Source organism: Rhodococcus erythropolis NBRC 15567 (assembly GCF_001552595.1).
Classification (GTDB): Bacteria; Actinomycetota; Actinomycetes; order Mycobacteriales; family Mycobacteriaceae; genus Rhodococcus_F; species Rhodococcus_F erythropolis.
This window is the reverse complement of the sequence record NZ_BCRM01000001.1, coordinates 252,250-272,606: the sequence shown is the minus strand read 5'-3', so window position 1 is coordinate 272,606 and position 20,357 is coordinate 252,250. Positions and strand designations below refer to the sequence as shown.

The 20,357-nt window shown below is 61.4% G+C and carries 19 protein-coding genes; 9 read left to right on the top strand and 10 right to left on the bottom strand.

Annotated elements, in window-relative coordinates; all coding sequences use genetic code 11:
- Positions 1-7: 7 nt before the first annotated feature.
- The 3 genes from RE4_RS01230 to RE4_RS01220 form a co-directional block, all read right to left on the bottom strand.
- Positions 8-1,102, bottom strand: coding sequence for a GGDEF domain-containing protein (locus RE4_RS01230; protein WP_060937842.1), 1,095 nt, complete (start codon positions 1,100-1,102; stop codon positions 8-10).
- A gap of 237 nt (positions 1,103-1,339) precedes the next feature.
- The gene (locus RE4_RS01225) at positions 1,340-2,479 is read right to left on the bottom strand and encodes a serine hydrolase domain-containing protein (RefSeq protein WP_020971091.1); all 1,140 of its coding nucleotides are present in this window, start codon (positions 2,477-2,479) and stop codon (positions 1,340-1,342) included.
- Positions 2,480-2,583: 104 nt separating this feature from the next.
- Positions 2,584-3,453: an oxygenase MpaB family protein gene (locus tag RE4_RS01220; protein WP_060938239.1), complete on the bottom strand. Its 870-nt coding sequence runs from the start codon at positions 3,451-3,453 to the stop codon at positions 2,584-2,586.
- Between the two features lie 116 nt (positions 3,454-3,569).
- Between RE4_RS01220 and RE4_RS01215 the strand changes: the two genes are divergently transcribed.
- Positions 3,570-4,190 carry a TetR/AcrR family transcriptional regulator gene (locus tag RE4_RS01215; RefSeq protein ID WP_019745721.1) on the top strand — a complete coding sequence of 207 codons (621 nt, stop codon included), beginning with the start codon at positions 3,570-3,572 and terminating at the stop codon, positions 4,188-4,190.
- A gap of 9 nt (positions 4,191-4,199) precedes the next feature.
- Here RE4_RS01215 and RE4_RS01210 read toward each other — a convergent pair whose 3' ends face one another.
- Positions 4,200-4,892, bottom strand: coding sequence for a GntR family transcriptional regulator (locus tag RE4_RS01210; protein ID WP_060937841.1), 693 nt, complete (start codon positions 4,890-4,892; stop codon positions 4,200-4,202).
- A gap of 9 nt (positions 4,893-4,901) precedes the next feature.
- Entirely contained in the window at positions 4,902-6,044 is a 1,143-nt protein-coding gene (locus RE4_RS01205) for an acyl-CoA dehydrogenase family protein (RefSeq protein ID WP_007730792.1), read from the bottom strand.
- A 109-nt stretch (positions 6,045-6,153) separates the two neighbouring features.
- On the opposite strand from RE4_RS01205, the gene RE4_RS01200 reads away from it, so the two are divergent.
- Entirely contained in the window at positions 6,154-7,698 is a 1,545-nt protein-coding gene (locus RE4_RS01200) for an aldehyde dehydrogenase family protein (protein WP_127160065.1), read from the top strand.
- A 12-nt stretch (positions 7,699-7,710) separates the two neighbouring features.
- Here RE4_RS01200 and sfnG read toward each other — a convergent pair whose 3' ends face one another.
- Positions 7,711-8,835, bottom strand: coding sequence for a dimethylsulfone monooxygenase SfnG (sfnG, locus tag RE4_RS01195; RefSeq protein WP_024487492.1), 1,125 nt, complete (start codon positions 8,833-8,835; stop codon positions 7,711-7,713).
- Positions 8,836-8,932: 97 nt separating this feature from the next.
- On the opposite strand from sfnG, the gene RE4_RS01190 reads away from it, so the two are divergent.
- Positions 8,933-10,153, top strand: coding sequence for an SfnB family sulfur acquisition oxidoreductase (locus RE4_RS01190; RefSeq protein WP_060937840.1), 1,221 nt, complete (start codon positions 8,933-8,935; stop codon positions 10,151-10,153).
- A gap of 6 nt (positions 10,154-10,159) precedes the next feature.
- Here the strand turns inward: RE4_RS01190 and RE4_RS01185 are convergent, their stop codons facing one another.
- Entirely contained in the window at positions 10,160-10,822 is a 663-nt protein-coding gene (locus tag RE4_RS01185) for a TetR/AcrR family transcriptional regulator (protein WP_060937839.1), read from the bottom strand.
- A gap of 119 nt (positions 10,823-10,941) precedes the next feature.
- On the opposite strand from RE4_RS01185, the gene RE4_RS01180 reads away from it, so the two are divergent.
- Together RE4_RS01180 and RE4_RS01175 are read left to right on the top strand one after the other, a co-directional pair.
- Complete coding sequence (locus tag RE4_RS01180; RefSeq protein WP_031333843.1) at positions 10,942-12,336, top strand: MFS transporter; 1,395 nt, start codon at positions 10,942-10,944, stop codon at positions 12,334-12,336.
- A 6-nt stretch (positions 12,337-12,342) separates the two neighbouring features.
- On the top strand, positions 12,343-13,338 hold the full coding sequence (locus tag RE4_RS01175; RefSeq protein ID WP_019745728.1) for an ABC transporter substrate-binding protein: 996 nt from the start codon (positions 12,343-12,345) through the stop codon (positions 13,336-13,338).
- Here RE4_RS01175 and RE4_RS01170 read toward each other — a convergent pair.
- Positions 13,325-14,152, bottom strand: a complete 828-nt coding sequence (locus RE4_RS01170; protein ID WP_021345825.1) for a helix-turn-helix domain-containing protein — start codon at positions 14,150-14,152, stop codon at positions 13,325-13,327. The genes RE4_RS01175 and RE4_RS01170 overlap by 14 nt on opposite strands.
- Before the next feature lie 139 nt (positions 14,153-14,291).
- On the opposite strand from RE4_RS01170, the gene RE4_RS01165 reads away from it, so the two are divergent.
- The 4 genes from RE4_RS01165 (at position 14,292) to RE4_RS01150 (ending at position 17,780) form a co-directional block, all read left to right on the top strand.
- The gene (locus RE4_RS01165; RefSeq protein ID WP_021345826.1) at positions 14,292-14,960 is read left to right on the top strand and encodes a DsbA family protein; all 669 of its coding nucleotides are present in this window, start codon (positions 14,292-14,294) and stop codon (positions 14,958-14,960) included.
- A gap of 145 nt (positions 14,961-15,105) precedes the next feature.
- Positions 15,106-15,537, top strand: a complete 432-nt coding sequence (locus RE4_RS01160) for a MarR family winged helix-turn-helix transcriptional regulator (protein WP_019745731.1) — start codon at positions 15,106-15,108, stop codon at positions 15,535-15,537.
- A 71-nt stretch (positions 15,538-15,608) separates the two neighbouring features.
- Positions 15,609-16,067: a MarR family winged helix-turn-helix transcriptional regulator gene (locus RE4_RS01155; protein ID WP_127160023.1), complete on the top strand. Its 459-nt coding sequence runs from the start codon at positions 15,609-15,611 to the stop codon at positions 16,065-16,067.
- Between the two features lie 105 nt (positions 16,068-16,172).
- Entirely contained in the window at positions 16,173-17,780 is a 1,608-nt protein-coding gene (locus RE4_RS01150; protein ID WP_020723618.1) for a DHA2 family efflux MFS transporter permease subunit, read from the top strand.
- A gap of 74 nt (positions 17,781-17,854) precedes the next feature.
- On the opposite strand, the gene RE4_RS01145 is transcribed toward RE4_RS01150, so the two are convergent.
- Both RE4_RS01145 and RE4_RS01140 read right to left on the bottom strand, forming a co-directional pair.
- Positions 17,855-18,583, bottom strand: coding sequence for a YdcF family protein (locus RE4_RS01145; RefSeq protein WP_019745734.1), 729 nt, complete (start codon positions 18,581-18,583; stop codon positions 17,855-17,857).
- Positions 18,584-18,951: 368 nt separating this feature from the next.
- Entirely contained in the window at positions 18,952-20,235 is a 1,284-nt protein-coding gene (locus RE4_RS01140; protein ID WP_060938237.1) for a PucR family transcriptional regulator, read from the bottom strand.
- Positions 20,236-20,357: the final 122 nt, after the last annotated feature.

Genomic DNA, 20,357 nt, shown 5'->3' with positions numbered 1-20,357 from the left:
TCTCACATCAGACCAGGCTCGCCCGAACCTGGTTGCCACCTTCGCGCTTCGCTTCGTACATCACCGAGTCCGCGACGCGGAAGAGTTCGGCAAAGACTTCGTCGACGGACTCACCCGGATGCCGGGGCGCGGTGCGGACCGCCATTCCGATGCTCGCGCTCGTCGGTGGATCATCGGTCGCCCCGTCCATTGCCGAGCGGATCTGTTCTTCCAGCCTCGCTATCACGCTGACCGGCACCCGCTCGACCACGACGAACTCGTCACCGCCCACACGGGCGGTCAGTGCAGCTTTGGTTGTCCACAGGCGAATACGCAGCGCCGTTCGCAGGATCGTGCTGTCCCCAACGTCGTGGCCGTAAACGTCGTTGATCGTCTTGAATCGGTCGAGATCGATCACCACCACGAGAACCGCGTCGGCCTCGGTCACCGGAGGCCCCATCAGATCCTTCACACGACGCGAAAGTCCGCGACGGTTGAGCAGACCGGTCAACGGGTCGATGTCGGAAGTAGTGGCGTCGGATCCCAGAACTGCCAGAACCATTTGGGACACCACGGGAATCACAATGATGGTGGCCATCACGACCGCGATTTTCGCCAACCCCAAGCCGACGTCCGCTGCTGGTCCGAACAACAAAGTCCACCCCGAAAGCACCGTGACAATCGAGGCGAAGACCAAGTGACCGACTTGGAGTTTCGGATTGTGGAAGAACGCAATATAGCCGCCGATCGACGCAAACACGACGCACGCGATGAGCCGTCCCATCGGTTCCGAGTCGGTTGCGGCGGCCGCCGCAATCGCAACGTCGGAACCCACGACAAAGGTGTACGACCACAGCGGCGTCGGCGGAAACAACCACCAGATCAGGGCCGCGCCGACGCACAGGACGATGACCATGAGATTGACCGCTCGCCAGAACGTACCTTGCGGACCGACGTCACTGAATCGCGCCGACAGCAACACCAACCCCATCCAGAGTGCCGTTCCGCCGACCAGCGCCCGGCAGGAAGTCAAGAACCCGCGGTCTTCGAGGTACCTGCTGAAACTATGGAACTGGTCCGGCAACTGCCACCAGCGCATGACAACTTCGACGAAACCCTTCATCGCCGGTCAGCCGATGCAGGTCTGCAACTTTCGGGCACACTTCGACGTAGCGGACAAGCTGATTTCCCCCCGGAGCACACTGGCATATCCGGCAGCATAGTCAGCTGCAGCAGACAAACCAACCGTTCCGCCGGATTAGCGATCGGGCCTATACCCAGCCCCCTCGGCTACTACTCAGCAAGGATTTGAGTAGCGCTTCGCCCTCCCTGTCATATCGATCAAACGCAGTCACATCGATCAGCTCAGTGCGTCGTAGGCAGCCGATACGTACTGCGCCGATCTCTCGGAACCGAGCAGGCCCGGCCCCATCTTGTTCATCACGTACGAGAAGGTCATGCGCTTCTCGGTGTCGATGATGATCTGCGAGCCACCCCAACCTCCCCAGAAGCAGATTCGCCCCTCCGGAATGAACGGGACGGACTCCGGCGTCGGCAATCCGAATCCGACGCCGAAGCGGACCGGCACACCGAGGACGAGGTCGACCCCGTACGACTGCTCCTCGAAGATCTTGTCGATCGTTTCCTCCGACAGCAGGCGAACGTCACCGACCTTGCCACCGCACGCAATCACCGATTGGATCCTTGCGAGCGCCCTCGCATTCGAATGACCGTTGGCCGCACCGATCTCGGCGGCTCGCCACCCGTCGGTCCACGAACCTGTCGCGTCGGCCGGCGGCGCGGTGAAGGTCTTCACCATGATGTTGTCCATCCCGAGTGCCGCGATGTCGATCGGCAACGGCGGTGGCGCAATCACATTCGAGACTCGCCCGTATTCGGACTTCGGCAAGCCCAGGCGGAAATCAGCATCGAGCGGACCGGCTATTTCCTCGTCGATGAAGCGGCCGAGGGTTCGACCGTCGATGCGCCTGACGACCTCGCCGATCAGGTGGCCGTAGTTGAGGGCGTGATATCCGGATGCGGTACCCGGCTCCCACCACGGAGCCTGCGTCGCCAACCGGGCTGTGGCGTACGCGTCGTCGCAAATGTTCTCCAAGGTGAACGGTTGATCCCATCCCGAAACGCCTGATGTGTGCGACAACAGTTGCCGGACCTGAATACGGTCCTTGCCCGCTGCTGCGAACTCGGGCCAGTACTGCGCGACCGGGGCATCGAGATCCAGCAACCCACGGTCGACGAGCATGAGCGCGGCCAGTGCGGTCACGGTCTTACTGCAGGACCAGACGTTGGTGACGGTGTCGCGGGCCCAAGGAGCAGTGTGCTCGACGTCGACCCAACCGCCCCACATATCGACGACGGATTCGCCGTCGATCGTCAGTGCGATCGCTGCCCCGACGTCCTCGCCGGAATCGAGATTGCGTGCCAGCGCCTCCTTCAAGCCAGAGAATCGCTGGTCACATACGCCTTCGATGTTCGCCACTGACAGCCTCCACAGGAAAGTTAAAACTTGACGTCAACTTCAACTATGTTGAGTATGTGTCCGATTCACCTGTGGTGTCAATCACTTCAAGTGTCAGAGTCGGCTCAGACCAACGGGATTCCCTTGGCGATGCGCCGACGCAGATCCCAGAGATAGAAGTTGTAGGGGAACATCCGCAGAATCTTCGGGCTGAACCGATTGACCAGCGCGGCGACGCGCATGGATCGGTCGAAGTTACGCTGCTGACGCGCTGACCACGGGAGCCGCATTTCGTCACGAAAGGCCTGGGGCAGGAACCCGGTGGTGACAAATCGGTTGAGCGGACCGACCACGGGATGCAACAGCTTCGGCGTGAAGGTCGCCGACGCGATCCCGTAGAGATGCTCACGAATCGTCTCGTCGATCGCCACCTTGCCGAGGTTCTCGTTCCAGTAGACCTCGAACGCATCCCGGTCCGCCGGCCACATGTCGCGTCGCATCTGAAGGGTTGTACCGAACGTGGCGCTTCGCTGATAGAACGCATCCTGGGTGACCGGATCGAGATCCCCGTACAAGATTTTGTAGACGTCCTCGAAGCCTCGGTACAGGCAGGCGGCTACCCACAACTGCAGCTCGGGATCGAACGCGTTGTATTCGACCGCGCTGTTCTCATCGGAGCGTACGTGCTTGTGAGAGCCGTTGACTGCGCGTCGGTACAGCTTCTTTTCTTCGTCCGTCGCCAGGCTCGCGACGGCGAGATACGTCAGCGTCGTCCGGGTTCGCTTCACCGGATGCCGATCCAACCGACCCGTCTCGACCTTGCTCTCGTACACGCCGTACCCCACCGCCGGGCGCGCCAACTGCATGATGACGTTGGCGCCTGCGGCCAACAGTCCGAGCCCGGACATCGCCTTTTCGACCTCGGCGTCGATGTCGACCGCCTGGACGCCGACCGCTCCGATGCCGCCTGCCACCGCTTCCTCGCGCCCGTCCATCGAATCCCTACTCACCGTCATGGCAGAACCCCTTCGAGTCGATATCTGCGAACGCATGTTCTCAGATGAGTGAAACGCCGAAATGCCGAGATGTCAAGCAATCTCGGGATGCAAAGATGGTCTTCATGAATGACCAACCGCGTTCGTACGGTGGCGTCGACGGCGCGCTCCGCGTAGCCCAACGGCGAGAGACGCTGATCGAGGCCGGTCTGGAACTCATGGGCTCCGCCGAGCCCGAACTGACGGTCCGCGGAGTGTGCAAGAAGGCCGGTGTCGCGGCGCGGTACTTCTACGAGAGCTTCACCGATCGTGATGCTCTGATGTCGGCCGTCTACGACACCGTCATCACGGACATCGCCGTTTCAACCCAGGCCGCGGTGGACGCCGCCGAGACCGAACGAGGCAAGGCGCTCGCCGGAATCGCGAACATCGTCCGCACGATCGCGCAGGATCCCCGTCGCGGACGTCTACTGTTCTCCAGCGCCCTGACGAGCCCTGTCCTGGCCGAGAAACGACGAGCGTCGACGACGATATTCATCGGTCTCCTGGCCGCCAACGCCAAGACCTTCTACCGATTGAACGACAGCGGCCACTTGACGCTGACGGCAACCTTCCTGGTCGGCGGCCTGGCGCAGACCCTCAGTGCATGGCTGGACGGATACATCGACGTGACGGAAGAAGAACTGGTCGCCGAATGTGCAGCGATCCTGCTCGCTCCCGCCCTACCTCCGTCTTGAGCTCCTGATTCAGTCCCAGATCCCGATGTTGTCGAGGTGAGCGAGAAGTCGAGCAGCGCCGTCGGAGAACTGCAGACTCATCTGCGCGTCCACCTGTTCTCGATCGTGCTTCTCGAACGCCTCGATCAAAGCGTCGTGGCTCGATACCGCAAGCTCACCCCAGCCTGGATCCGTCGCGTATAGACGAGCCGGGGTGTACCGAATCGCGCCGAACAGGAACCATGCCAGCTTCGCACCACCCGCAGCGCGATTGATCAAGCGGTGGAATTCGAATTCGCACTGCTCGATCGCAGCTGCATCCGAAGCGTCGACCGCCCCTCGCAAATCGGCGTTGAGTTCCGTGAGTTCCACCAGTTGATCAGCTGTGATGGTGTCCATCGCCCGCAAAGCCAGCTTGACTGCGATCTGCCCCTGCAACCAGAAGATGTCTTCGATGTCTTGGCGACTGAGGGGCGAGACGAGATAGCCGCGATGCGGAACCAACTCGACCATTCCCTCGCCGCGCAATGCGACGAGGGCTTCTCGCACCGGCGTGACGCTGACACCGAGGTCGGCTGCGGTTTCGTCCAATCTGACGAACTCGCCCGGACGCACAGCGCCGGACATGATCAGGTTACGAACGTGGTTGGCCACGTCCTCCGACAACTGTGGCCGTCTCCTCAGCTCAGATGTCGCCCTCCGAGTGCGTGCAGACGTTGCCACAACCGATCCTCACAGTCCGTACGTTTTGCCGATGATGTCTCGCTGAATCTCGTTGGTACCACCATAAATGGAGGACACAAGAGTCTTTCGCACATGGTGCTCCATGTCGAACTCAGTCGCGTAACCGTACCCACCCATCATCTGCATCCCCTCGAGCGCGACCTTCTTGGCGGTCTCGGTCAGCTTCAGCTTGGCCATCGACGCTTCCCGCGGGAACATCTTGGTCGGGTTGGCGTCGACCATTCGGGCAACGCTGTAGACCAGCAGACGGCCGCATTCGATCTCCGTGGCGAGATCCGCGATCCGGTGACGAAGCGCCTGAAACGATCCGACCGGACGGCCGAACTGCTTACGCGTGGTGACGAATTCGAGGGTGTCGTCGAAAGCGCGCTGCGCGGTCCCGAGCATCATCGCCGCGAGGATGAGGCGTTCGATGTTGAGTCCGGCCATGAGTTGACGCCAGCCGTTGCCGACTTCCCCAACCACCGCGTCCTCGGGCAGGAATGTGTCGGTGAAGTAGAGATCGTTGACCTCCTTGCCGCCCATGGTGTCGATTCCACTGATCTTCAATCCGGAGATGTCGGCCGGGACATGGAACATCGTCAGGCCCTCATGCTTGCCTTCACCTCGGGATGTGCGAGCCACCAGAAGGATGTTCTCGGCGAAGTGCGCGTTGGAACACCACGTCTTCTGGCCGTTGATCAGCCACCCACCGTCGACCTTCTCGGCGCGGCAACTCAAATTTCCCACGTCGGAGCCTGCTTCGGGTTCGGACATCGAGATCGACTGAGACGCGCCACGGACGATCCCGCCGAGCACTGCCTCCTTCTGGGCTGGACTGCCGAACTTCTCGTATGCAGCCCCGGTGATGACGGTCGGGCCCAGTCCACCGATCGGCGCCATGCCCTTGGCGGCTTCCTCCAGGAAGATGCACAGGTCAACCGTGCTTCCGGCAGATCCGCCGTACTCCTCCGGGACAGTCAGCCCGAGCCAACCCAATTCCGCCATCTTCTCGTAGAACGCCTGGTTGTGGTTATGGGCGCCATGATCGGTCAGCAGGTCTCGCTGCTCACGGGTACCACTTTCCTTCTTGCAGAACGACGCTACCGACTTGGCGAAATCAGACTGCTCCTGCGTGAAATCCATGTACATCGAAAACTCCCGAGTGAGATGAGGCTGGAGGCTTGTCGGAGCTCGGTCCGACGCATACTGTGACTACCAGCACAGTAAATCACATCACATATATGTGATGCACCGACATATGGAGGATCTGAAGAACATGACAGAACAGCTCGGCCGCCAGAGCACGTCCACGTCGACAGATCCGAAATCGGACGATCACACCTTCGCGAGCCTCGACCCTCGCAACGATTCCGTGGTCGCGCAGCACCCCATTGCAGATCAGCAAGAGATCGAGAAAGCGGTCGCCGCAGCACGCACGGCGTCGAAGTGGTGGGATCAACTCGGATTCCAAGGCCGCCGGAAGGTGCTCGGCAATTTCCGCGCCGCGATCGCCACTCACGCCGAATCGATGGCGGCGATCATTTCCGCCGAGACCGGAAAACCCAGCGACGACGCCCTTCTCGAAGTCATGCTGGCCGTCGAACATCTCGACTGGGCGGCACGCAACGCACAGAAAGTATTGCGCCGCAGACGCGTCGGTGCAGGACTGATCAGCGCCAATCAGTCTGCATCCGTCGGCTACCGGCCGATGGGCGTCGTCGGTGTGATCGGCCCCTGGAACTATCCGCTGTACACACCGATGGGTTCGATCGGCTACGCACTGGCCGCCGGCAACGCTGTCGTCTTCAAACCGAGCGAACTCTCACCAGGCGTCGGCGTCGAATTGGCCCGGCTGTGGAACATCGCCGCGCCCGGACACCCTGTCCTGCAGACCATTACCGGTGACGGAAAAACCGGTGCACTTCTGTGTTCGTCCGGTGTCGACAAGATCGCATTCACCGGCTCGACGGCTACCGCAAAGCGCGTGATGGCCGCCTGCGCGGACACCCTCACTCCCCTGGTCGCCGAATGCGGCGGCAAGGACGCCATGCTGGTGGACTCCGACGCCAACCTCGATGCGGCCGTGAGCTTCGCTGCATTCGGGGCAGTGGGCAACGGCGGACAAACCTGTGCCGGCGTCGAACGAATCTACGTCGCAGCGCCCCTGTACGACGCCTTCTTGTCCAAGCTCACCGCCGCGCTTCAGGACGCCCACGCCGGCGCCACCGACAGCTCGACCTACGGGCCGATGACGCTGGGAAAGCAGACTGCGATAGTCCGAGGCCAGATCGAAGACGCTCTCGGTCGCGGCGCGAAAGCTGTACTCGGCGGACTTGATTCGTTCAACGGTCCGTTCATCGATCCGATCATCCTGACGGATGTTCCGGAGGATTCCACGGCGATCACCGAGGAAACGTTCGGCCCGAGCGTCGTGGTGAACAAGGTCGCCGACATGAACGAGGGGATCGAGCGTGCCAATGCGTCGAAGTACGGCTTGGGCGCCTCGGTGTTCACCAAGAGTTCGTCGAAGGGTCGAGCGATTGCCGAGAAGCTCGAATGCGGTGTCGTCACGGTCAATTCGGTTCTCGGATTCGCCGGAATCGCCGCCCTGCCGTTCGGCGGGGTCGGCGATTCCGGGTTCGGGCGTATCCACGGAGCCGATGGGCTGCGTGAGTTCAGCAGTGTGAAATCACTGGCCGTTCAGAAATTCAGCGCTCCGTTGGACCTGCTGACCATCGAACGAAAAGCTCGGGACATGAAGATCTCTCGTTGGATGCTGGCGAAGCGCCACGCAAAGTCCTGAGAGGCCAGGCGATCAGCCGGCGGTGACGAGCACCTGCTCGTCACTGTCGGCTGCTTCGAGTTCACGAACCAGCGGGAGCACCTTGGCCCCGAAGTACTCGATCTCTTCCTGGAAGTGCAGGAATCCGCCGAGAATCAGATCAACACCGCGACGGCGATATTCGACGATCCGATGGGCGATCTGTTCCGGCGTGCCGATCAGTTGTGAGCGGAAGCCGTCGTTGTACTGAACCAAGTCCTCGAACGTCGAATCTGCCCACATCCCGTCCTTGGACGAGGTCGACGCGCCGGCTTGTTGGACTGCATTCTTGAAACCCTCGACTGCGGGACGGTTCGCCTTGGCGATGATCTCGCGCAGCGTGTCTTTTGCTTCGGCCTCGGTGTCGCGGGCGATGATGAACCCGTTGAGTCCGAACTTGACCTCCCGATCGTTCTCGCGAGCAACACGGCGGACGTCGACCAACTGTTCGGTGACGCCGTCGTAGTCCTTGCCGTTACTGAAGTACCAATCCGAATAGCGACCGGCGTTCTCACGGGCTGCCGCCGAGTTACCACCTTGGAACAGTTCGGGATTGGGTCGCTCCGGAGTGTTCAGAGGCTTAGGCTTTAACGTGAAGTCGTGAATGCGGTAGAAGTCGCCACGGAAATCGACGTCGTCCTCGGTCCAGATCTTCCGAAGAACCTGAAGGAACTCGGCGCTACGCCGATAGCGCTCGTCGTGCTCGAGCCACGGCTCGCCCAGATGAGTGAACTCGTCCTTGAACCAACCACTGACGACGTTGACGGCAAATCGACCGTTCGACAGGTGGTCAGCGGTAGCGCCCAATTTTGCCAACACTGCCGGCTGCCAGAGTCCGGGATGCACGGCGGCGATGACCTTGAGCTTCTCGGTGGCCAAGAGAAGCGCAAGGCTGAAGCTCGTGGATTCGTGTTGGAACTCGGCACCGTAGCTCGCCTCGTAACGAACCTGACTCAGGGCGTACTCGAAGCCGTTGTTCTCGGCGGTCTGCGCCAACTTCTTGTTGTACTCGTAGTCCCAGCTGGTCCGCTGCTCGATGTCGGAGGTGACCAGACCACCACTGACATTGGGCACCCAGTAGGCGAACTTGATCTCGTCGGCGATACGTTCAGTAGACATGAATCCAGCAAACATGCAGTTCCCGGGGGTTTCCAGGGTAGCGATCACACAGGTTGTAAGTGTTGGGTGGGTGCTGCGACTGTGAAACGGTGGCAGCATGACTGCTGTGGACATTCAGGAGATCGCGCACCGCATCACCAGTGAAGACGAGGCGCTCTCGGTAGCGTCACAGCTGTCCGACGAGTTCGCGGCAGGTGCCGGCGTCCGCGATGCGCAGCGCCTCCTTCCCCACGACGAGGTTCGCACCCTGGCGCAGTCCGGTCTGCTGGGGCTCTCGGTGCCGAAGGGGTTCGGTGGCATCGACGCGAGCACCGAGACGTTGGCCGAGGTCTTCCGCCTACTCGCCGAGGGCGATCCCAGCATCGCGCAGATTCCGCACAGCCACTTCACTTTCCTGGAAGCGCTCCGGTACCAGGGGTCTAACGAGCAGAAGCAGTTCTTCTACGCCGAGGCGTTGTCGGGTAAGCAGTTCGCCAACGCCCAGAGCGAGCGCGGCAACAAGACCATCGACATCGACGGCACGACTCTCACACCCGACGGGGAAGACTTTGTGCTCGAAGGTCGAAAATTCTATTGCACAGGAGCGCTTTTCGCAGATTGGATCGTGGTGCGTGCCGCCAATGCGGATCAGTTCACCGAGACCGGCGCACAGGTGAAATCCGCGGTCTACCTACCCCGGAATACTCCCGGACTGTCCATCGTCGACGACTGGGACGGCATGGGGCAGAAGACAACTGCGAGCGGAACCGTGACACTCGAATCCGTGTCGGTGCCGCGGTTCAACGTCGTACCCTTCACATCGTTGTTCACTCACCCGACCACCTACGGAGCACAGGCCCAGATTCTGCACGCGGCGATCGACACCGGCATCGCGTCGGCCGCATTGCGCGAATCCGTGAAACTCGCGGCAAAGGCGCGGCCCTTCTTCGAGGCGAAAGTCGATACAGCGGTGGAGGATCCACTGCTCGTTCAACTCGCCGGCGAAGCGGCAATCGAGGTTCGCGCTGCCAGATCCCTCTTGGCGGAAGCGGCGCGATCGATCGACGTGGCGCGTCGTAATCCCACCGAGGACTCCACGGCCCGAGCATCCATCGACGCTGCAACTGCCAAAGTGGTCGGTGCCAGAGCGTCATTGGCGGCCACGAGCACGCTGTTCGAGATCGGTGGCACCAGAAGCGCGGGCGAATCAGCGAACCTCTCGCGATTCTGGCGTGACGCACGCACACACACCCTGCACGATCCGACGAGGTGGAAGGTCCAACACATCGGCCGCTGGACGCTGTCGGGGACAATCCCACCGAGGCACGGGCTGCTGTAAACACTCTCAGTCGGAATTTGTGTATCCGCTGATCAAGACCTCGAGACCTTCCAGGTAACTCTCAGTCGTCGTCCCTCCCGGCCAGTCCTCGAGCACCTCACTGAGTACCGGCAGTTTCTCGGGACCGATTTCTCGGATCTTGACCGCGAGAGGTGACACACTGCCTTCCGGTCGTGTGGTGGTGTCGTAGATGTTGAGCAGTGCACCGAGTGTGTAGTTCCACAGCGCTCGATAGACCAACAGTGCGCGGCGCGGCGACATCCCGAGTTCGACACAAGCGGCCATTGCCCGATCGACCAAGACCACAGCGCCGCCCCCGCCGCGCCCACCTCGCTGAAGCAACTCGATGATCCAGCGCTCCGATGCCAGCGTTTCGAAGATCGCGGTGAAGATCGTGCGAAGCCGTTCGACCTGATCCTGCGGCAGGATCAGCGCGCCGAGATCTTGCGAGTACACATCGAGAACCGCGCTGATCAGCTGTTCCTTGTCGCCCACGTGCCGGTACAGCGCCATCGGCGTGGTGCCGAGCGATTTCGCCAACGCGCGCATGCTCAACGCGTCGGCGCCGCCGGACTGGAGTTGCCGTTTCGCCTCGTCGACTATCTGCTCCGACGTGATCGTCGGGGGACGTCCGAGCCGCGGTGATCTCGGTTCCATCTTTTCGGCCATCCGTCGATTGTGCGCGCCCCTGCTACGACGCTCTCGCCCGGGGAACCCCTTGCATCTCAGTCGTCAGCAAGGTAAACCTAACTACTTATGAGAACGCGTATACAAATTAGGTACCTGCAATGACAACAACAACTCGAGCGGTAGCTGCACCGGCTCTGGTCCTCACAGCCGCCGCGGCAGCGCAGTTCCTGGTGGCCTTCGACATGTCGGTCATCAACGTCGCGCTGCCAGACATCCAGGAATCGCTGAACTTTTCCGACGCCGGGTTGTCCTGGGTCGTCAACGCGTACGCCCTCGCCTTCGGTGGACTGCTGCTTCTCGGCGGTCGTCTGTGCGACGTGATGGGCACTCGTCGAGTTCTGGTTTCCGGGCTTCTGCTGTTCGCCCTCGTCAGCATCGTCGGCACCTTCTCCGTGTCCGCCGAAATGCTTGTCGGAGCTCGGGCGCTTCAAGGCGTCGGCGCTGCACTGATCGCGCCAGCCGGGCTCGCCGCCCTCAGTCAGGCCTTTCCCACCGGACGCGCCAGAGCCAAGGCATTCGGCATCGGCGCAATGTCGTCAGCACTGGGCGGCGCACTCGGTGTCGTCCTGAGCGGCATTTTGACCGAAGGGCTCAGTTGGCGATGGGTGATGTTCGCCGGCGCACCGGTGGCCCTGATCGCCGCGGTCGCAGGTGCCCGTGGCCTGCCGGCCGGCCAAGCCGCTAGAGGTGGCTCCCTCGATCTCCCCGGAGCCATCTTGGCGACGGCCGGAATCACCGCCCTTGTCGGCACAGTGATCGCCACTGAATCACATTCCTGGACTTCGGGTTACGTGCTGGGTGGATTCGCACTCACGGTCGCCCTGCTGACTGCCTTTGTCGTAGTCGAAAGCCGCTGCGCCACACCACTGGTACGACTGTCCACCCTGCTTCGACCCCGAATCGGACTGGCCAACGCCATCATGTGCCTGGTGTGTGCGGCCCAATTCAGCGCGTTCTTCTTCGTCTCACTCTTCCTGCAACGCGGGTTGGGCTATTCACCGACCACCACCGGTCTGGCTTTCCTGCCTTTCTGCTTCGGCCTGGTGATCGGCATCCTCGCATCCACCAAACTCCTTCCGCGCTACGGAGTTCGACCGCTGCTCGTAGTCGGAACAGCAGTCGCCGCAATCGGGACTTTCATGTTTTCGACCATGAACCTCGACAGTCCCTTCTGGGCCGTCATCCTGGTGCCTTCGCTTCTGGCAAGCATCGGCATCGGTCTGTCGTTCATGCCGCTCAGTAACGTCGCCACCGCCGACGCTCCCCCCGAAGAAGTCGGCATGGCATCAGGGCTACTGAGCACATCGCGTCAGATCGGCGGTTCACTCGGACTAGCCGTTCTCGTGAGCGTCGCCGCTTCCTCGACGGCGCGTTCGGACTGCGCACCGACCGAAGCACTGGTTTCCGGATACTCCCAAGCCCTCTTCGTCTGCTCCGGCCTACTGCTGGCCGGCACCCTCCTGTCCTTCTTCTTCCCACGAATGGATCGTTGACCTCAGATGTTCACCACCCGAACCGCATTCGGCATCGTCTCGGCGCTTCTCCTCACCGTTGCCGGTGCAAGCGCGTGCAGCAGCTCCGCCGAGTCCGAAACCGCTTCTGCAACTCGCTCCGTCACACACGAACTCGGCACCGTCGAAGTTCCGGCCTCACCGCAGCGCATTCTCGCGCTCGACGAGTACGCGGGGCTGAGTGCACTCGCACTCGGCGTGAAGCCCACCGTCGTCTACAGCACCCTGCGATCGGACGTCGCCAAGTCGATTCTGCGCGAGCAGGGCGTCGAAGTTCTCGACAAGCCGACTTTCTTCGCCAACCCCGCCGTCGAAGAGATCGCGTCCGTCGAACCCGATGAGATCCTGATGAGCAATGCCGGTCCACTACCGAGCCTGTTCGCGCAGATCAATTCCGTGGCGCCAACCTTGGTCCTCCCGTACTCGGCGCCGTGGCGTGATGTGCTCGAACAAGCTGGGGCACAGCTCGATCGAGGCAGCGAAGCAACCGCCATGATCGGAAAGCTGGAATCCGGCCTCGAAGACGTCAAGTCCGCGGCTGCCGGCCAGAGCCTTGCGATCCTTCTCGGCTACAGCGGAAACCTGTTCACCGTGCCACCGACCACTCCCATCTCCACACTGGTCACCGAGGCCGGATTCACCAGGCCGGTATCGGAAGTCAACGCGACCAACAATCAAGACACCGGCACGATTTCGCCCGTCTCACCTGAACTCCTACCCGAGCATGCGGCGCAGACCGTCGCCGTACTTTCCGGGCAGCAGTACGACGCATCCATCGTGCGAAACACTCCACTGTTCGACAACCTGACACCCGACCCGGCGCACGCATTGGACGTCAGCGGCGATCTCTGGTTCGGCAGCCATCCTTTTGCCATCTACTGGATCATCCAGGATCTGGACGGCATCGCACATGGCAAGGGGCAGAACAGCATCGGAACCCTCGACAGCGCCGACGCGCGATGGGCGGCGTTCAGCGCGCTCTGACGTCCTGACGGAAGGTCAGCGGAGAAACACCCACCCGGGTGGCGAAGAATTTTGTGAAGTTCGCAGAATCGTCGAACCCCAGCTTCGACGCCACCTGGGTGACCGTGTCCGTGCCGAAAGACAGCAGACGTTTCGCTTCGAGCACCACACGCTGATCGATGTACTGCTTTGCCGTCATTCCGGCAGCAGCTCGGGTAGCTCGCAATACAGTCTTCTCGGAGTACCCGATCTTGTTGGCGTACTCCGAAACCGAACGGACCGTGGCGAAGTCACGTTCGACAACGGCATGAAACCTTTCGAACACGTCATTGTGCGCCAGCACGGAACTCTGTTCCTGTCCACCGAGGTGGGTCAGTTTCAACAGAATTGCTGTCAACGTGTGCCGCAGAATGGCCGCGCGAACGACCGGCGCAGAAGTATCCGGACAACCGTAGTTCAAGTTCAGGTGTTTCATACCCGTGCTGATGGTCTCGAGGTTCTCGCCGGACAACTGCCACGCTGCCCGCCGACTGTGAGCGTTCCCGTCCAACAACTGCTGGCTGACGGCATCGAGCGACGAGGGTGTGAACAGAACAACCATCGCCTCGAAATCCTGGATTCGCCCCCACTGTTGCACCTGCCCCGGTCTGACCCAGAACACGGTTCCCGGGCTCACCGCGTAGTTGACGAAGTCGATGGTGTGTAGCGCCGAACCCTCGGTCACCAGCGCGAGTAAGTGAAACTGCGGGCGTTGGGGGCCGACGAACTCTGCACTACCCCCGTTGATGCGAATGGTGTCCAGGCTGAGTACTTCGATCTCGGTCGCGTCAGCCACCGAAGACGCGTACCCGACGTCCCGGACGGGTACTTGTCTGTTTTTCACTAGTTCGGGACTCATCTTCACCGTGACCGAATACCCGAATGCGACATACCGTCAGAGTATCAATCAGTTCGCGCTCGGATAGGAATCAACAGTGCAATCGACAGGCTCGAAAACAGCAGGCACGACGCAACTCACCTACGTCTTCGACGCCTATTGCGGGTGGTGTTTCGGCTTCGGCCCTGCTTTGACGGAGTTCGTCCGTCAAAATGCCGATTCCATCAACTTGTCCGTGGTCAGCGGCGGACTGTTCACCGGTGAACGCGTCGCACCCATGTCTTCGGCTCCGTACCTGAAATCGGCCAACGCCACCATCGCAGCCCAGACCGGCGCCGCTTTCGGTGACGGATATTCACAACTGGTGTCTGACGGGCGGTTCGTCATGGATTCGACGGATGCTGCGATCGGACTCGCCGCGCTTCGCACACAAGATCCGACTCGCGCACTCGACATCGCGGGGGCCATGCAGACCGCGTTCTACCGAGACGGTCGCAGCCTCTCCGATCCCGAGACCTACCGAGCCATAGCGAAATCGCTCGGGCTCGACCCATCTGCCGCAGTGTCTTCCCTGTTCACCACAGATTCGAAGGACGCCGCCCGCGCCGATTTCGTCCGGGCACGCAGGCTCGGCGCCACTTCGTTTCCGACGCTGTTGTTCCACGGGAGCGACGGGTCCGTCGTGAAATTCGGTTCTCCGACCAGTACAGCAGCCGATCTCACCCGCGACCTGAAGACGTGCGTGCGGGCGTATGCGGTGGCTTGACCCACCCACTTTCCGAGCGAAAGGTACGTTCAGCGCCTTCAGTACGCCGAACGTACCTTTCGCTCAGCGTGACTTCACCCAAATCACTCCGGCCCCCCTTCTGGTTTGATGAACACCGAACGAATCGCACCAAAGGGGAACGACAGTGGTTTCAGATCCGATCACGGGCCTGGAGATGGAACTTGCCGACATGTGGCAACGAGGACGCGCCCAGGCGCGCACCTATGCGCGTGCAATTCATCCCAAACTCGATCCGGCGCTCTACCCGGTTCTTGTCATCCTGAACCGTTCCGATGCCGTGCGGATGTCCGACCTGATCTCCACGCTCGATATCGAGAAGTCCACCCTGACCAGGCAAATTGATGCCGCAGCTCGGCTCGGCCTGGTGGAACGGATCCCCGACCCCGACGACGCTCGCGCGAAGCTGGTGACCCTGACCCCTGAGGCTCGGACGAAGCTCACGACGATCCGCAATCATCAGATCGATCGTTGGCGCGCCCGACTCGCAAAATGGGAAACTGACGACATCACCACGCTGACGGCCTTGCTGCACCGACTGGGCAGTTCCGAGGACTGACAACAAAGTAGTTGTGCAGTGCAACCAACTTGATCTATAGTTGCAAATATCAACTATTCGAGGGGGTGGCCGTGATCACTCACGACAGTGCCGAGGCAATCCTCGACAACCTTCGCGCCCTAGTCCGGCGCCACCGCGAGGTTTCGTCGACCGGCTCACGCCAACTGTCCCCCGGCATGTTGCCGGACCCACTCGGCGCCCTCCTCTCGCAGTTGTCGGCCGCAGATTCCACGAGATCGACGGATCTGGCGGAAAAGTTGAGAGTGACAGTCTCGACGCTGAGCAGACAGATCACACACGCCGAATCTTGTGGATACATTCAGCGGCGACCGAACCCGGACGACGGACGGGCATCGCTCCTGTCCTTGACTCCACTCGGCGTCCAGACCCTGGTCTTCCATCGTCGCGCCCAGGCGCAGCGACTCATCGACCATCTCGACGGATGGACCGAAGAGGACGCCGTCGACGTCGCATGTGCACTCGATCGACTACGCCGCTCGACCTGCCCAGAGTCCCACGCGGCGCACTGACCGACGCTGCACGATCAGATCGAATCATTCTCCGATGCAAGGATATTCATGAGTTCTTTCACGTCTACCGACGTTCCACCACCTCAGTCATCGACCGATGCGCCGATGACCCACAAGCAGAAGATCGAGGCACTTGTCGGGCTCCTACTCGGCATGTTCGTCGCATTCCTGTCATCGACGATCGTCTCGAATGCACTCCCCACCATCATCACCGAACTACACGGCACCCAGGATCAGTACACCTGGGTCGTGACGGCAACGCTGTTGGCTTCCACCGCAACAACTCCCATTTGGGGCAAGTTCTCGGATCTGGTGAGTAAGAAGCTGTTGGTCCAGCTGTCCATCACGCTGTTCACGATCGGCTCGATCCTTGCGGGCATGTCGCAATCGGTCGGCATGCTGATCGGTTTCCGCGCTGTTCAGGGACTGGGCCTCGGCGGCTTGCAAGCCCTCGTGATCATCGTGATCGCGGCGATGTTCAGCCCGCGTGAGCGTGGTCGATACCAGGGACCGATCGCAGCCGTCATGTCCGTCGCGACAGTCGCCGGCCCGCTGATCGGCGGCCTGATCGTGGACACCAGTTGGCTCGGCTGGCGCTGGACGTTCTTCGTCGGCGTGCCGCTGGCAGTCATCGCATTGATCGTCGTGCAGCGTACGTTGAACCTCCCGATCGTCAAGAAGGACGTCAGCATCGACTACGTCGGTGCAACCCTCATTGCCGCCGGTGTCAGCACTCTTTTGATCTGGGTCACTTTGGCAGGTAAGAACTTCGAGTGGGCTTCTGCGATGTCGTTCTTCCTCGTCGGACTCGGCGTCGTGCTGCTCGCCGCAGCGCTGTGGGTGGAAAGCAAGGTCAAGGAACCCATCATTCCGCTCCGCCTCTTCCGAGATCGGACTACCACGCTGGCGACGCTGGCAAGCATCGCCGTCGGCGTCGCAATGTTCGGCGGAGCAGTGTTCTTGGGTCAGTACTTCCAGATTGCCCGCGGCTACTCTCCCACTGCCGCAGGTCTTCTGACACTGCCCATGGTGATCGGTTCCATGCTCTCCGCCGGCCTGTCCGGGGCAATGATCACGAAGTTCGGGCGCTGGAAGGGCTTCCTGATCGCCGGTGCCGTCGCAATGTCGGCAGGCTTCTTCCTCCTCTCGACCATCGATCACGCGACGCCGATGTTCTGGGTCGGACTGTTCCTCTTCGTGCTCGGCGCCGGGATGGGCATGGTGATGCAGAATCTTGTTCTCGCAGTTCAGAACACCGTCGCGCCTAGCGATCTCGGCACCGCAAGTTCGACGGTCTCGTTCTTCCGCTCACTCGGCGGCGCGGCAGGCGTGTCCGTCCTCGGCGCAGTGCTCTCCACTCACGTTGCAGATCTTACGACCAAGGGACTCAGCGCAATCGGGGTCGATCTGAGTGCCTCCGGAGGGTCCGGCGCAGGGCTGTCGAACCTCAACGAACTACCCGAAGCGATCCAGGATGTGGTCCGCGCTGCGTACGGCGATGCCACCGCACGGGTCTTCCTCATCGCCGGAATCCTGGCTCTGTTGAGTCTGATCGCGATCGCCTTCATCAGGGAGAAGGCGCTTCGGACGGAAAGTGGTGACGAGCAACTCCTGGCGAAGATCGCCGTTCCCGGTGAGATCGATTCCGACACCGTCGATGCCGAACTTGCGCTTCTGACCGAAGGTGACGACGAGTTGCAACGACGAAAGTAGCAACCCAGAAACAGTTCCGCGTACCGTCCGGGTGATTCCGGCGGTACGCGGAACTGTATGGGCAGCTGGGTGCGTCAGGTCGCAGCGATCACGCCTGCGACCGGGATCCGGCCGAGAACTGCAACCCGGAAGTCCACCATCGCGCGTTCCACGTGATTGGCGCTCGAGACCACAACCACGCCCGTTGCTCCTCGATCGGCGAGAATCCGCGCAGAGTTGAGCGCGTTCTCCACCGTGGACCACGACGTTCCTTCTTCGGTGATCCGGCCCGGGTCGACGCCGTTGGCGACGAGCCACTCGCGCATCGCCCTGGCTTCCGTCACTCCGGCCTTCGGGGCCCCACCGCTCGTGATGATCGGAGACTGCGGGTACTGACGAGCCAGCTGCAGCGCCGCCTGAAGTCGGTCGACCAGCATCGGACGCATCGTGCCGTCGTCGAAGAGGCCGGCGCCCAAGACGACGATGTTGGTACCCACCGGGTTGAGGTCGAGCAGCACGGGCGACTGGCGCGTCAGCGTCTCAGCACCCGTGCACGCAAGGATGAGAGACCGCACCGGCGTCTGGCAGCCGCCGACAGTCGACAAGATACCGTTGACGACCGTGGTCGGTGTGATGTCGGCGCTCGCTGTCGCCGGCGAAAGGCCCACGCCAGCTGCGGCGATCACCGAAGCAGCGATCAATCCCTTCGTCACAGACCTGCGAACATTTGCCATGTAGCCGAACCCCCAGATTGTCGGTTGTCCAGCACACGGTAGCGAACATTTCGCCACGGTTGCATCATTTGACTCAAATTTACTGTTCACTGACCGTCACACAGACTAAACATAAATATTGGGCAACAATTCGGGTTCGAAACCGTCATCTACCAGCATCTCGTATCGACGCGCCCGCCGCATTACCTATCTGAGCAGCAGAGTCACCGAGAAGGTTGACAACGCGGAACGGCAACAATTCGTTGTCACAGATCACGATGTTGCATCCAGGTGTTCCTGCCCCGTCCCGGCCGAGGTGTCGAAGATCAATTCAGGGTTCGCGAAACCGACAAGCTCTGCCGGGTCTCGACGGGCGGACCACCCGAACCGTGTGTGGGTGGCCCGACATACGGCGCCTGGCCATGTCTCCCCACCGGATCGCCAGCCCTCCGGCTCGTTCACCGAGAACCACAGACGCATCACGTTTGGGAAGAGTCCGCCTCCATACCGATTGCGCGACGCGCTCCCAGCGCCATGGTGACTTGCACAAGATCCTTCGGAGACGACAGGTCAAGTCCCGTCAGGGAACTCGCCTTTCGCAGGCGGTACACCACTGTGTTCGGATGTACGTGTAGCTGCCGGGCGGTGGCGGCTCGATCGAATCCGGAGTCGATGAAAGATTCGAGCGTCTCGAGTACCGCGCTATCGGACTCCAACGGCAACAACACATCTGCGAGTATCGGCAGCGCAGCACTGAAGCGGGTCAGTTGATACTCCACTGCAAGATCCTCGAGACGGACGACCCCACTGGTGCGTCCGTACTTTCGGGCAACGTTCAGCACCTCGCGCGCCTGCGTGACCGCCGCTGGAATTGCCGTGGGCGCCGCGACGTGTACAGCGGCAACCGTCGATGCACCGATGACCTTCTCGAGATCACCCAAACGTCGACACAATGACAAATACTGCGGACTCGACGCCCAGTTTCCCTCTGCAGGTTCCGATTCCACAATGGGAATCAGTACGGCTCCGCCGCTGCTCCCGAGCACCCCGAGGGCTTTGTCACGTCCCACCTGATCGAGCTCTCGTTGCAGGTGGCGCACCTTCCTCCGCTCGGCGACGGCAGTGTCCACCTCGGTCGAGGACTCGTCGTCATTCCGCTCGACGTGCAGAGCCACCACCCAGTACAGGCGCGCCAACCTGATTCCCACCTCGTCGGAGACGCGATCCACGTCGACACCCGTCGAAAGTGCTACGAACAGGGACCTTCGCGCCGAATCCTCGTCCGTCTGGGTGGCGTGGTCGGAACCGTAGCCGGCAAGAACCGCGGACGTGGAGGCCGCGGTGTATGCATTCAGGAGTCGTCCGGTGCGGGCAAGTGCAACACCGTCTTCCGGGACCGCCCATTCGCTGATCGTCTCCCACCACAACCCTGCTGCCAGGTGATATGCGCGCAGTACCTCACTGAGCGGAACCAATTCCTGCGCCCGTTGACGAGCCGATTCGCTGATGTCGGCGAGCAACTCGGGCGCCAGATCTGCGCCCGTCCGGAGCATCGAAATGAACAGTTCCAAATTTCGCCTCACGATGGTCGTCACGTCGTTACGCAACGCCTCGTCCGGAAGCAACCGGTAGAAGGTGACGTCGCGGTGGACCAGATCGACCGTCGCATTGACCAGCGGATGGGTGCGTTGCGCCAATCGGTCGGCTAGAGATCTGCCGCCAACCACTATCGGTTCGAACGGCAGACCTTTGTTTCCTGACACAAAACCCTCCACAGAATTGAATTGCCACCACAAGGCCGACCTGCCTTTTTCCTATCACTATGTAACCCACGCCACTCTCGAATTCACAATCAGCGGCGTACCTGGAAGTCCCACCTTCGACC